Source organism: Pantoea sp. X-Soil-ISGK-285, from assembly GCF_059730815.1.
Window position 1 is genome coordinate 15,100 of record NZ_AP035940.1, and the last position, 12,662, is coordinate 27,761.

General features: G+C 55.1%; 10 protein-coding genes. 5 read left to right on the plus strand and 5 right to left on the minus strand.

Features of this window, described 5'->3' with window-relative positions; translation table 11 throughout:
* Nucleotides 1-14 precede the first annotated feature (14 nt).
* On the minus strand, nucleotides 15-1,796 hold the full coding sequence (locus AC6I8B_RS21900; RefSeq protein WP_029519685.1) for a sensor domain-containing diguanylate cyclase: 1,782 nt from the start codon (nucleotides 1,794-1,796) through the stop codon (nucleotides 15-17).
* A gap of 347 nt (nucleotides 1,797-2,143) precedes the next feature.
* On the opposite strand from AC6I8B_RS21900, the gene AC6I8B_RS21905 reads away from it, so the two are divergent.
* From AC6I8B_RS21905 to AC6I8B_RS21915, 3 genes are all read left to right on the plus strand, one after another.
* A complete protein-coding gene (locus AC6I8B_RS21905) occupies nucleotides 2,144-3,577 on the plus strand; it encodes a methyl-accepting chemotaxis protein (RefSeq protein WP_157354242.1) in 1,434 nt (477 codons plus the stop codon).
* Nucleotides 3,578-3,938: 361 nt separating this feature from the next.
* On the plus strand, nucleotides 3,939-4,178 hold the full coding sequence (locus tag AC6I8B_RS21910) for a hypothetical protein (protein WP_010256895.1): 240 nt from the start codon (nucleotides 3,939-3,941) through the stop codon (nucleotides 4,176-4,178).
* A gap of 405 nt (nucleotides 4,179-4,583) precedes the next feature.
* Nucleotides 4,584-6,719 (plus strand): putative bifunctional diguanylate cyclase/phosphodiesterase, encoded by a 2,136-nt coding sequence (locus tag AC6I8B_RS21915; RefSeq protein WP_497817791.1) that lies wholly within the window; start codon nucleotides 4,584-4,586, stop codon nucleotides 6,717-6,719.
* Between the two features lie 55 nt (nucleotides 6,720-6,774).
* On the opposite strand, the gene AC6I8B_RS21920 is transcribed toward AC6I8B_RS21915, so the two are convergent.
* Nucleotides 6,775-7,347 carry a GNAT family N-acetyltransferase gene (locus AC6I8B_RS21920; protein WP_010256885.1) on the minus strand — a complete coding sequence of 191 codons (573 nt, stop codon included), beginning with the start codon at nucleotides 7,345-7,347 and terminating at the stop codon, nucleotides 6,775-6,777.
* Between the two features lie 258 nt (nucleotides 7,348-7,605).
* Between AC6I8B_RS21920 and AC6I8B_RS21925 the strand changes: the two genes are divergently transcribed.
* Both AC6I8B_RS21925 and AC6I8B_RS21930 read left to right on the plus strand, forming a co-directional pair.
* Entirely contained in the window at nucleotides 7,606-8,175 is a 570-nt protein-coding gene (locus AC6I8B_RS21925; RefSeq protein ID WP_157354245.1) for a pyridoxamine 5'-phosphate oxidase family protein, read from the plus strand.
* A gap of 286 nt (nucleotides 8,176-8,461) precedes the next feature.
* Nucleotides 8,462-9,940 (plus strand): YsnF/AvaK domain-containing protein, encoded by a 1,479-nt coding sequence (locus AC6I8B_RS21930; protein WP_033759886.1) that lies wholly within the window; start codon nucleotides 8,462-8,464, stop codon nucleotides 9,938-9,940.
* Between the two features lie 213 nt (nucleotides 9,941-10,153).
* On the opposite strand, the gene AC6I8B_RS21935 is transcribed toward AC6I8B_RS21930, so the two are convergent.
* The 3 genes from AC6I8B_RS21935 to AC6I8B_RS21945 all read right to left on the minus strand — a co-directional run bounded on the left by AC6I8B_RS21935 (nucleotide 10,154) and on the right by AC6I8B_RS21945 (nucleotide 12,092).
* Nucleotides 10,154-11,247, minus strand: a protein-coding gene (locus AC6I8B_RS21935; RefSeq protein WP_332838066.1) for an IS3 family transposase whose coding sequence is annotated in 2 segments (ribosomal slippage) — nucleotides 10,154-11,016 and nucleotides 11,016-11,247 — 1,095 coding nt in all. Because the reading frame shifts where the segments join, the coding sequence is not laid out codon by codon here.
* Between the two features lie 99 nt (nucleotides 11,248-11,346).
* On the minus strand, nucleotides 11,347-11,640 hold the full coding sequence (locus AC6I8B_RS21940; RefSeq protein ID WP_022624214.1) for a DUF1493 family protein: 294 nt from the start codon (nucleotides 11,638-11,640) through the stop codon (nucleotides 11,347-11,349).
* Nucleotides 11,634-12,092, minus strand: a complete 459-nt coding sequence (locus tag AC6I8B_RS21945) for an STM2901 family protein (protein ID WP_031292265.1) — start codon at nucleotides 12,090-12,092, stop codon at nucleotides 11,634-11,636. Before AC6I8B_RS21945 ends, AC6I8B_RS21940 begins: the two co-directional genes overlap by 7 nt.
* Nucleotides 12,093-12,662: the final 570 nt, after the last annotated feature.

A 12,662-nucleotide genomic window follows, 5' to 3' on the forward strand; every position in this document is an offset into this window, starting at 1 on the left:
TGGGTGGGACAGGCTCAGCACTTACTGCGTAATCGCCAGCCGAGCCACTCATCCAGTGCCGCTTCCGGCAGCGGCCTGGAGTAGAAAAAGCCCTGCGCCTGGTCGCAGCCGAACTCGGTCAGCGCCGTAACGGTTTCCGCATTCTCCACGCCCTCAGCCAGCACCATATAATCGAGATCTTTAAGCATCGCAATAATACTGCGGGCGATGACGCGCGATGCGGTGTCAGATGAAATTTCGCTGATCAGTGAACGGTCCAGCTTGATCACATCCAGCGGAATGCGCCGCAGATAACTGATGTTGCTGTAGCCGGTACCAAAGTCATCCAGTGAAATACCGAATCCACGAAGTTTCAGCATCTCAAGCCCCCGCATTGCGGTCGCGCTCTCCAGAATCCGTTCCGTCTCCAGACACTCAATGCCCAGCAGCGAAACCGGGAGCTTCGCCCTGATCATCTGTTCTTCCAGCTCGTCGGCAAAACCGTCACGTGAAAAATCGCTGCTGCTGACGTTAATGGTGATGGGCAACTGAATATAGCTGTTGCGCAGCCGGGAGAGCCGGGCGATTGCGTGCTCTGTCACCCAGGTGGTCAGTTCGCTGAGCAGCTCGGTTTGCACGGCAAAGGGTAAAAACTGTGCAGGAGACAGTTCGCCGCGCTGCGGATGCTGCCAGCGGATCAGGGCCTCCAGGCCAATTGGCTTGCCGCTGTGCAGACAGATTTTAGGCTGATACGCCAGCCATAACCCCTTATCCTGGCGTATCGCGATGGCCAGGTCATGCATCAGGGTGAAGTCCTGCGTATGGCGCGTATCAGTGGCCTCGCTGAAAGGCATCGAGGCGACGTCGCGTGTGATGGCCTCGTGCAGCGCGCTGACCGCACGCCGCAGGATCTCCTGGGCAGGCATCTCCCCGGTATTGAAACTCGCCTCACCGGTGTGAGTCATCAGTGCAACCGACAGCCCATCGCCGAGATCCGCGCTAATCCCGGCCAGCTTGTTTGCCACCCAGTTAGCAGTGAGTCTGCTCTCCTGACGTGTCAGCAGGGCAAAGCGCCCGGTGGCTACGGTGTAGAGCATCTCTCCTGGTGCAGGCCTCAGGCGCAGCGGCAGCAGTGTCGCCACATCTTTCAACAGGCTTTCAACCGGTCCCATGCCCATTGAGCGCGCAAGCTCGTAGGCGCGCGGCATATCGATACAGTCAATCAGCACCAGCCGCCGTGGCGTGGTGTCACCGGAGGCGGCAAGAAACTGCAGGTCGCGAATCAGACGCTGGCGGTTGGGCAGACCGGTTACCGGGTCGGCAAAGCCAGCCGAGTACCAGGCCTCAAGAAATGACATCACCAGTGCCGCCAGCATCTTCAGCATGGCGACCTGATCCGCATTAAAGGGATGAGGCGCGGTGTCAGTCACGCACAGCGTACCCAGTATCAGACCTGTGCTGCTTTTAAGCGGTACGCCGGCATAAAAGCGAATAAAAGGCGCGCCAACAATCAGCGGATGCTCAGCAAAGCGGGTATCCAGCAACGTATCGGGTACTACCACGGTGCTGTCACTGTCCACTGCATGCCGGCAGAGCGAGTCCTGCCGGGAGGATTGAGTGAGTGTGAAATTTTGCGCAGCCTTAACATGCTGCATCTCATCATCCAGTACGGAGATAAAGCTGCCGGGTATACCGAGTGCCTGGCTGGCCAGTCGGACGAACTGTCGCAACACATCGTCACGACTTTCGTCGTTACTGCGCAGCGCGTGCAGGGTTCGCGTACGGCAATCGTCGCCGTCGCTGAGACTCATAAGCATGGATTCCTCCGCACCGGCTGATTACGGCGCGAAATTAAACAGAAAAATTGAAGGGTATGATGTCATGACTACAGGCAAATTCTGCAAAAAGAAAGAGTCATGACCATTTATTTTTTATCACACTGCACGGCATTGCTGGTCAGAATAGCAAATCACTTTTCTTTAACGAAATATTTTAGTAATCACGATTCTATTATTTTGTCGTTAAAAACTTTTAATTTCTTAAATATCCTGCCAGTATACAGAGTATAAACATAGTGCACTATATAATAACGCACTAAAGTAGATGACATAACTTATTTTTTATTTAATTTTAACTACACCAATGACAACATCGGGGAAACCTCATGAATTCACTCAGGCATTTCACTATCCGCCGCGTTGTGCTGTGGATGATGATCGTCTCACTGGGCATCGTCGTGCTGGCCGGTGGCTACAGCAGCCAGGTCGTGCGCGATATCTTTCGTCAAACCGATCGTTCAGCCGTTCTGACGCAGCAACTGAGCTTTCTGGCGCACAGCGCTATCGTCATGCAGAGCGGTACGCCAGCCGATAAAAACGCGCTCGTCGCCTCAACCCCGGCCGATGCTGACTGGGATAACGTCCGCGCGGCACTTACGACAACCCCCTCAGAATACGCAACGGTTGCACGTGCGCAGCTGGACAAGGTGACGCAGCAGCTGGCCCGGAATCAGGCACCCCTGAAGGCTGACCGGCATCGGCTTGAGGGCGTCTTGCTGGCAGCACTGCTGGCGGCAGTGGCGTTGCTGCTGTTTTGCGACCGCTATCTGGTCGTCCATCTGGTGCGTCCGGTAGGTAAAATTCGCGGTCATTTAAAAATTATTGCCGATGGCGATCTGACGCGCGAGCCGGAAGATCTGGGGCGCAACTGTGTCGGGCAACTGGTGCCGCTGGTCAAAGAGATGCAGCACAGTCTGTTGCAGACGGTCAGCGCTATCCGAGACAACGCAGCCATTCTTCATCGTGAAGCGGGGGACATCGCAGCGGGTAACGCCGATCTCTCCGACCGGACATCCACTCAGGCTGCTGCGCTGGAGCAGACCGCAGCCAGCATGGAGGAGATTACCGTCACCGTGCGTCACAATGCAGAGAATGCCCGCGAGGCACGTGAACTGGCTGCCAGCACCACGGATACGACTCAGCAGGGCGTGGAACTGGTTCAGTTGGTATCGGCAGCCATCACCAGCATCGCTCAGGGATCAGAAAAAATCCGGCAGTTCACCACCACTATTAATGGTATTGCGTTTCAGACCAACATTCTGGCGTTAAACGCCGCTGTAGAAGCTGCCCGTGCGGGTGAGCAGGGCCGCGGCTTCGCGGTGGTCGCCAGTGAGGTACGTTCACTGGCACAGCGAAGTGCTGCTGCCTCTAAAGAGATCGAAGAGCTGATTGCCGATACCGTAGCACGCGTTGACGATGGACGGCGGGCGGCTGAGAGCGCAGGAACCACCATGGAGGCCGTGCTGCGCGGCGTCGGCGGCGTGAATGAACTGATCGGACAGATTGCGCTGGCTTCGGATGAACAGAGCAAAGGGATTGCCCAGGTCACGGTCGCCGTTGCAGAACTTGACCGCGTAACGCAGCAGAATGCGACGCTGGTTCAGCAGGTTTCGGCGACGGCAGGCAGTCTCAGTGGACAGACTGAAACGCTGGGCAGCGTGATTACGCGCTTTACCCTGCCGCATCACCCTCTTGCCGTAGAGCCTAAACGCGTCACGCCTGATGAAAAAGGCGGCTGGGCAACGTTTGCGCGGGCATAGCCTGAACGTATTTTTTCTGAACTGTAGATAATGTCTGTCCGGGACGGAATAACGATTAACGTTCACTCTTTTTAAAAGAGGAATGAAACGGTCATTTTTTGTGACTGTGATTGACGTTGATCATCATTCGATCAACGCCACCATTCAGAATGACAATTACTATTCTCAGCGGTGCAAAAATTATCCGGGCAGCGATTTAAATATAATTCAGGTTATTTTCTCTGTTTTTACTGGTGCGTTACGCTTTCCTGATAAGTGTAAAACGCCGGGCTGTTAAAACTTAACTCAAATTTATGTTTTGGCCGCAGGCGTGTACTTCCGCCCGGCCATCTCGCCGGGGCACCGTATGCGGAGCGTTTATATGGGAAATCAGATTTTACAGCGGCCTGTCGCCGTCCAGCACAACGTGCGTGAACTGCGCCTTGCGGCCGGTCTCTCTCAGGAGATTGCAGCCGAGCGTTTCGATCTTAGCCAGCGTGTCTGGCAGACCAAAGAAGCATCGAAAAATCCTGCGCTGCTCAGTCAGGGAGAGTATGAACTGCTGATGCTGCTCGCCGGAGAGCATCCGCACTATCAACTGGTACCAAAGCTGAAAAAGTAAGGCGTTCATCCTCTGTTTTCTCTTAAGTAAAGTCATGTCGGGCCGATATAGAGAGCTAAGCGAGGCGCATTACCGCCTGTCTGATATGCTCTGGCCAGATAATCCTGGGCGGTCCGCCGCACCCTCTCTGGCAGGCATAACGTGTTAACTGATGCCTCGCTGTCTGCGGTGTCAGCTTTATCGGACTCAGCGCGGCAACCTGTTGCTGCCGGGTTTACTGACGGGCCTTTCTTCCGGCAACGGATCGGCAGCGAACTCTGCGCGTTCTGTCTGATTGAACGTGTCCTCTTTATGCTGTGTCAGGCCAGCCACAGCAGATAACATCAGAGGAGAGTTACGCTGAAACGTCCAGTTTATCATGATGCCGAGGCGGCTCGCCTCGACGCACTTAAGCAGTATCATCTGATGGATTCACCGCCGACCGATGCGCTGGATCGCCTCACTACGCTTGCCGCGCGGCTGTTTCGGGTGCCGGTCGCTTTTGTCTCGCTTATCGACGAAAAGCGGCAGTTCTTCGCCTCCCGGTACGGTTTAAATATTTCAGGTACGGCACGCAACGTCGCCTTCTGCCACCATACGCTGGCGCAGGGCGATATCCTCTGCGTGCCCGATACGCTGAAAGATCCGCGCTTCCGCGACAGTCCGCTGGTTCACGGCTACCCCTTTATCCGCTTTTACGCGGGGATCCCGCTTTCGACCCCGGATGGGCATCATATTGGCACGGTCTGCCTGACCGACAGCCATCCTCGTGAGCCGTTAACTGCAGAGGATCGAAAGCATCTGAACGATATTGCTGCACTGGTGATGGATCGCATGGAGATGCATCGTCTGGAGTTATTGCGCTACACCAGCCAGCAGCGACTCGAGGCGATCTCATCCACTTCGCCTGACGCCATTGTCTGCACTGACCTTCGGCGTGGCATAACCTTCTGGAACCCGGCCGCCACCGCGCTGTTCGGCTACAGCGCAGAGGAGATGCGCGGCCAGTATATCAGCGAGCTGATCCCTGCTCGCTGTCAGACTGACTACCGTAATGAACTGGTCCGGATTACCTCTGACGAAGCAGCTATCTCGCACCCACGCTCTTTGCAGATATGGGGTGTCACGCGTGAAGGTCGTGAATTTCCGGCAGAGGTCTCTTTTTCGGGCTGGCGTGAAGAGGGCGAACGGCTGGTGGGCATGATCATCCGCGATGTCACGGCCCGCTATGAGAGTGAGGCGCGGCTCTGTGAGCTGGCCTCACTGGATATGCTGACACGTCTCGCCAGCCGCAGCGCGTTTATGGATCAGGTCGGCCAGCTGACCAGGGCGGGCGTCCCCTATACGTTACTGATGACCGATCTCGATGGTTTTAAAGAGGTTAACGATACGCTGGGGCATGCTGCAGGCGATGCGTTATTGTGCCACGTTGCCGAACAGATTCGTGCGGTGTGCGCCAGTGCCGTGACGGCTGCGCGCCTGGGCGGTGATGAATTTGTGATCCTGTTAGCAGGCGGCAGCGCAGAGGCGGCGATCACGGCGGAGAAACTGATTGCGGCCGTTCAGACGCCGTTCCGCTATCACGACTCACCGGTGGTGGTCGGTGCCAGCACCGGCATCGCCTCCTATCCGGAGCACGGCAGGGATCCCTCTTCGGTGATGTCCGCCGCAGATCTGGCGCTCTATCGCGCCAAAGCGTCGGGTAAAGGCTGCAGCATGCTGTTTATGCCCGCGTTTCGTGAAACGGAGCAGCAGCGGCGCCGTTTTGAGCGCGAACTGGAAACGGCGGTGCGGCAGCAGCAGTTCACTCTTTACTATCAGCCCCGCTACGACGTTGAAAGCGGAAAGCTTATTGGCTGCGAGACGCTGGTGCGCTGGCAGCATCCGACGCGCGGGCTGCTGTTGCCGGCTGAATTTATCGGCATGCTGGTTAAAAGTCCGCTTTCAGTCACGCTGGGTGAATGGATCATCCGCAGTGCTCTGGCACAGGTCCGGCAGTGGCAGGTTCGCTCTCCTCAGCTTCGCGTCAGCATTAACCTGTTTCCGCGCCAGCTGGCAGGGAACAGCCTGGAGACGGTAATACGTGAGAGTGCCGGAGGCGATGCCGGTTTTGTTGAGCTGGAAGTGGATGAGCCACTGCTGGCCGTGCTGATGCAGGATATGCCGGTTCAGGTTGACGCCGTACGCCGAACGGGAGCCTCGTTCGTTATCGATCATTACGGGCGTACGCTGGGGGCGATTAACCTGCTGCGCTATAGCGTTGTGACGGGTTTTAAAATCGATAAGTCGATGACGCACGAGCTGGATTCCAGCATGCGGGTGCGTATGATGTTCCGGGCCATTACCGCGCTCGGCAAAAGCCTGGGTATCCGGGTGGCCGCCGAAGGGGTGGAAGACAAAGAGCAGATCGCTTTTGTTACGGCCGCCGGATGCGACATTATGCAGGGCAATGGCCTGTGCCAGCCACTGACGCCGGCGGACTTTGAGGCGATGCTGTGCGGAGAGGAGCACTGTGCGCCCGCTATCGCTATCGCCAGCGGTTATGACGTTACGCCACGCTAATCGGTCTGATTGTGGCGAGCGTAGCGGAGGATGCCCGACGCTGATAGTCTGCGCCTCAGGGTGAGTGTGCGGGCTGGTATTCCTGTTTCAGCAAGCCGAAGATCCAGTCATCCTGCCACTGGCCGTTGAGGAAGAAGTTCTGCCGCAACGTCCCCTCCTGCACAAAGCCCGCTGAAATCAGGGTCCGGCGTGAGGCCGCATTGCCTGCTGTCACCGTCGCGATCAGTTTGCGGTATTCCTGTTGCTCAAAGCAGAACGTGATAATGGCATGCAGAGACTCGCTGCCGTAGCCTTTGCCCTGCGCATCTGCGGCCAGAATAAAGCCAAACTCCGCAATACCCTCTCCACGATCGATAAACCCGCAAAAGCCAGCCGGAGCACCGGATGTTTTTTCTCCGATAACCAGACAGAGCCAGTGCCTGCAGCCCTTGTACCAGGCGGGCAGGCGGACATCAAATGAGTGGGTTCTGATCTCTTCAGCGCTGCGCGGATCGCTGATGTACTGCATCACCGATCTATCCTGACTGACTGCCAGATAGAAGGGCCAGTCTTCCTGCCGAAGTGACCGATAAGTCAGGCGCGGCGAGGTGACTTTCAGCAGTATTTCAGCAGACTCTTCAGTTGTCATCGTGCAACTCCCTGTTGATCGGATCTCTGAGGCGATGGCGCAAAATAACACAGAGTGGCTGACTGGCGGGACGCGCTTTTGCCGCTCTGCGAGGTATCCCGCAATCCCGACGCTATTTCACCAGCTCCTGGTCTCGTGCATTGTCCAGCTCCCGCTGCCACATTTGCTCTTATCGCTGCGCTGTCAGGCCTTCTGCCCACTTCATTGCTACGCTTTTAGCCAGATGGCTGAAAATTGATCCTGATGAGAGTAATCCCCATGGAATTGAAAACGTTTGAAACAGCAGCCTGGGCTGCGCTGCAGGAATCTGCAACCGATCCACAGGGTGGATTTCGTTATCTGATGCTCTGTACGGTCGATACTCTGCTACAACCTCAGGCGCGCACAGTGGTTCTGCGCCAGTGTGCCGACGACCGCAGGATGCTGACATTTCATACGGATGTTCGCAGCCCGAAGTGGCAGGAGATGGCGGCGAATCCGCAGGTCACCGTGCTGGGATATTGCCATCAGCGTCGCCTGCAGTTACGACTGGCAGGGCGGGTTGCGTGTTATGCGGCGGGAAGTGATGTTGCCCGGGCAGCCTGGCGTGCGTTACCGCAGCACACGCGGCAGACTTACACCGGCGGACCTCCGGGGGAAGCACGGGCAACGGCTGATGAGACGCCTGACGCGGCAGCAACGGAAACCGGGGAATCCCGCTTTGGCGTGGTGATTTTGCAGGCCAGTGTGCTGGACGCCTATCAGCTTCAGCGAAACGAAAATCAGCGCGCCCTGTTTCGCTATTCGGCTAACGGCGAGTTGCAGGAAAGCGAATGGCTTAACCCCTGACCCGATATGCCTGATTCACTTCGGGTCGGGTTAACGCCTGATTGATCCTCTTTTCGCGCACGCGATAAAAGAGATTTCACTGTCTGCCGCTTCGTTAGCTGTTTTTTATCTGCCGCACCGCTTAATCGATTTTAGCACCACGTTATCTTCATATAATGGCGTTTTTCTGCTTTTTCCTATCTTTTGTCATTGTTTGTGCCAGGCTTTAACTAACCGAAAAGCAGTGACTTATGCTCAAGGTAAAGAAAAGTACAAATGATCGCTCTGTATCACAGGCAGGTTAAACATGAACAATCAACCTCCTGAAAAACCAGGGTCAGAGGGTAGCGACCAGGTGTTAAGCCTGGCGGAGGAAACCGTTGAGGTCTCAAAACAGCGGGTCATCGACGGTCATGTCAGGGTTACCCGACAGGTCACTGAGCATCAGCAGAAGATTGCGCTGATGCTCCGGCACCAGACGGCGGAAATAGAACGCATTCCTAAATCGGAACGGCTGGCTGAGATGCCGGAGATCCGTGAAGAAAATGGCGTTCTGATCATTCCTGTCGTTGAAGAGGAAATCGAGATCGTTCGTCATCTGGTGCTGAAAGAGGAGTGGCATATCCGCAAAGTTGTCAGTGAGGAAGCGACAGAACAGGTCGTCTCCCTGCGCAAACAGCACGCTCACCTGACCCGAACACCCTATTCAGAGCCGTCCGAATCCATCACCGAGGAACACAACATGGCGCGTGAAACAATCGTAACAATGTTCAGCAATATCTCACTGGCAGAGGGTGCAAAGCGTAACCTGATCAAGGCCGGGTTCCTGGATGATGACATTGATATCATCTCCGGTGATCGTTTGCGTACCGAAGGTCAGGAGGCCCGTCACCCTGGCTTCTGGCAACGCCTGTTCGGCAATACGCTGGAGGAGGATCAGGCCGAAGTGTATGAAGACGCGATGCGAACCGGCGGAGTAGTGCTGTCGCTGCGGGCCGATGAAGATGAGTTACCTCGCGCCCTGGGCATCCTTGATGCACATGAAGAACTTACCGAGCGCAGTGCGGCGCTGCCCGATGATTACGCACCCGGTTACGCGACCAGTGATGGTCTGACTGCACCTGCCAGTGGAACGCTTCAGGATAATGCCGCCGTCGATCCGCTCTCTACCGATCCTGCCCATCGTGGCGCTGCCCGTACTGCCCTGACCGGTGACGAAAGTGACGAGGATGTACTGCGTCTGGCCGAGGAGCGACTGGAAGTGGGTAAACGTCTGGTCAGTGAAGGTTCAACCCGCGTTCGTCGCTACACTGTCACCGATCAGGTCTCAGAAAATGTCTCGCTGCATGAGCAGCACGCCGCAATCTTCCGTCGTCCGGTGAATGAATCAGGTTCACCTACCCATGTTGACTGGTCTGAAAAAACTGTCGAAGTGGAAGAGACGCATGAGCAGCCCGTGATTAATAAGACCGCGGAGATCATTGAAGAGGTGGTGTTACGCAAAGAGACAAGCGATCGGGTTGAAACTATCAACGATTCGGTACGCCGTCAGGAAGTGGATATTGACCATGCGAGTACAGATCCTCTCGGCGCAGACCGGCTGACCGGGAATCGTACTGTGGCCGATCCGTTGCTTGAAAGCACGCGTCAGGCCCGCGCTGACCACGACACCCGTCCGGTAACGCCAGGCAGCGAGCCAGCGCATAAAGAGGGTTTCGCGGAGAAGGCCGGTGATAAAATCGCGGAAGCGAAAGAGAAGGTCGAGGACAAGTTTAAAAAGCCGTAATGCCGGATCGGTGATTGTCGCCTTCTATACCTGAAAACCCGTCGCAGACGGGTTTTTTTCATAAATCACACTGAAATTCTGTAGGCAATTTAATGGCATCACTTAGACCTGACACCCGTTGATGGAGAATGGCCACATTGAAAGTTGTATAGAGCTCTCGTCTTAAGTGTGTGTACGTTATTCGTGAGCTGCCCCTAGTATTAGATACAACGATCAGTTAGTAATGTCGGTTTGTTCACCTTCTGATTTTCCATTTCTCCAGCCTGCTGCAAATTCAGACGGCGTCTGGTAATTCAGCGATGAATGAGGTCTGGACTCGTTATAGTCCTGCCGCCAGTCATTAATGATTTTCCGGGCATGAACAATATCGCTGAACCAGTGTTCATTCAGGCATTCATCGCGAAAGCGTCCGTTAAAACTCTCAATAAATCCGTTCTGTGTCGGTTTACCGGGCTGAATAAGCCGCAGCTCCACTCCATGCTCAAAGGCCCATTGGTCAAGTGCTCTACAGGTAAACTCCGGCCCCTTGTCAGTTCTTATCGTAGCCGGATATCCGCGAAACAGCGCAATACTGTCCAGAATATGCGTGACCTGCACGCCTGAAATCCCCAAGGCAACAGTGACAGTCAGGCATTCCTTTGTGAAGTCATCGACGCAGTTAAGGCACTTGATCCTGCGACCGGTGGCCAGTTCATCCATGACGAAATCCATTGACCAGGTCAGATTGGGCGCATCCGGGCGAAGCAGCGGAAGCCGCTCAGTCGCCAGATCCTTACGACGTCGTCTGCGCTTCACACTCAGGCCGTTAAGGTGATAAATGCGGTATACCCGCTTGTGGTTGACGTGAAGGCCCTCACGACGCAATAACTGCCAGATCCGCCGGTAACCAAAGCGACGGCGTTCAGGTGCCAGCTCTGTGATGCGTAGAGATAGCTGCGCGTCAGCAGCCGGACGCTGAGCTGAATAACGGCAGGTTGAAAGAGACAGACCTGCCAGCCTGCAGGCACGACGTTGCGACAGACCGGCGACCTCACACATGACTTCCACGGCTTCCCGCTTCTGGTCTGTCGTCAGAACTTTCGACCCAGAGCCACCTGAAGCGCCTCCTTATCCAGCATGGATTCGGCGAGCAGCTTCTTAAGGCGAGCGTTCTCCTCTTCAGGTGACTTAAGCCGCTTTACCTCAGGGACTTCCATGCCGCCAAACTTCTTGCGCCAGGTGTAGAAAGTAGCGTCTGAAATAGCATACTTACGGCAGAGTTCCCGTGCAGAAACCCCGGCTTCGGCCTCGCGGAGGATACTGATGATCTGTTCGTCGGAAAACGCTTCTTCATGGGGATGCCCTCATGTGGCTTATGAAGACATTACTAACATCGGGGTGTACTAATCAACGAGGAGCAGGTCATATCAGTCATAGCACCATCGCCTGGCACGGGCTGACTCGATTACCATCCCGATAGTAAGAGGGATGGCCTCGCGCGGGTTTTTTGGATAGTAGAGGCTGAAAGTCACCAGATCAGAATCCATTCCAAACGCATCGAAGACGTTCTGAAGGCATTCCGCAGCGTCCTCCGGGTCAAGCTTCATGTCCTGATTAAGCGACATCTCTGGCGTGAGTGTTTTTTTCCGGAACGTAAGCAGCGATCGGCCGTTCCACGGCTCAATGAGTGCCATTACGCGTGCCTGTGTGTCATCTACCATAACTTATCCTCCCCGCGAGCGATGGCATTGTACAGTCTGACCGAATTGAAACTGATATCGGCAACGTCTCTTGCCAGAATCACCCAGCCCACGACGGGTATCGCCCGACCAACAAAGGTGCTGAGCTTATGCGTAAAAAGGATACGCGCGGTCCGGGGCGGGTATCCCCCTACGATGGTGGGGAGCTGTATGCCGAAAGGAAACTTGGCGTTAGGGAATACTCTGCGTGCTGCCCGTGAGGCATAGGAGGTACCCTTGAGAGCATCGCGCGGTTTGGTGCGGGTAGTCAGGACATTACGTCCAGACAGGATGGCCACGATCGCTCCGAAGTCATCAATGCCCAGCTGTTCAGCGACTTCTTCACAGAAAATCATGAAAAAGAGCTCACCAGCGGTGAGGTTCGGTCTACCTGCGTAGAAATAGGTGTTATTGAGTTCTTCAGTCGTATCCACTGCCAGCTCCCACAAGTTCACTTCATTCATCATCCTGATGCTTTTTAAACAATACCTCGCGCGTTCATGCTTGACAACCTGACGGTCTGGGACAGGATAATAAAAAACGGTAATTTCACCTCATCTCCATGCAGGCACTCGCGGCATCATTTCAGAAATGGGCATGGTTTCGCTATCCTTATGTCTTAAATGATTTTTTATGCCGTCAGCGCGCTGAATAACGGGAGCGGGGCGTCATCAGGCACTCTGGGGTGCATACCTGGCCATAGAGAGATAAAGGTTATAGAAAGGTTCCTGGGGTATTAAACATTTCCCATTGTCTATATCCATACCTTACATAGACCTGCATTTATCGATACCACAGGAATCTACATCAGAGTCACATAAGCGATTTGCTAGTGATGGCTTTGCCTTATTTAAGTTTGCTCCAGGGTTTTCTTAAGAGATAAGAAGGCTTCCTGTACATGCTGGTTACCAGTCTGTGCTGCCACGAAGCGATGAACCCCCCTCGCGTTGTGCAGACCGCGATCCCTGACTACCCTTGCTGTTGTTTCTATTCCCAAAGCGGGC

What these genes read in the sequence shown, in the direction of transcription:
- AC6I8B_RS21910 (WP_010256895.1), top strand. Translation starts at nt 3,939, where the DNA reads ATGGGAAATCAGATTTTACAGCGGCCTGTCGCCGTCCAGCACAACGTG.
- AC6I8B_RS21930 (WP_033759886.1), top strand. Translation starts at nt 8,462, where the DNA reads ATGAACAATCAACCTCCTGAAAAACCAGGGTCAGAGGGTAGCGACCAG.
- AC6I8B_RS21915 (WP_497817791.1), top strand. Translation starts at nt 4,584, where the DNA reads ATGGATTCACCGCCGACCGATGCGCTGGATCGCCTCACTACGCTTGCC.
- AC6I8B_RS21900 (WP_029519685.1), bottom strand. Translation starts at nt 1,796, where the DNA reads ATGCTTATGAGTCTCAGCGACGGCGACGATTGCCGTACGCGAACCCTG.
- AC6I8B_RS21940 (WP_022624214.1), bottom strand. Translation starts at nt 11,640, where the DNA reads ATGGTAGATGACACACAGGCACGCGTAATGGCACTCATTGAGCCGTGG.
- AC6I8B_RS21920 (WP_010256885.1), bottom strand. Translation starts at nt 7,347, where the DNA reads ATGACAACTGAAGAGTCTGCTGAAATACTGCTGAAAGTCACCTCGCCG.
- AC6I8B_RS21905 (WP_157354242.1), top strand. Translation starts at nt 2,144, where the DNA reads ATGAATTCACTCAGGCATTTCACTATCCGCCGCGTTGTGCTGTGGATG.
- AC6I8B_RS21925 (WP_157354245.1), top strand. Translation starts at nt 7,606, where the DNA reads ATGGAATTGAAAACGTTTGAAACAGCAGCCTGGGCTGCGCTGCAGGAA.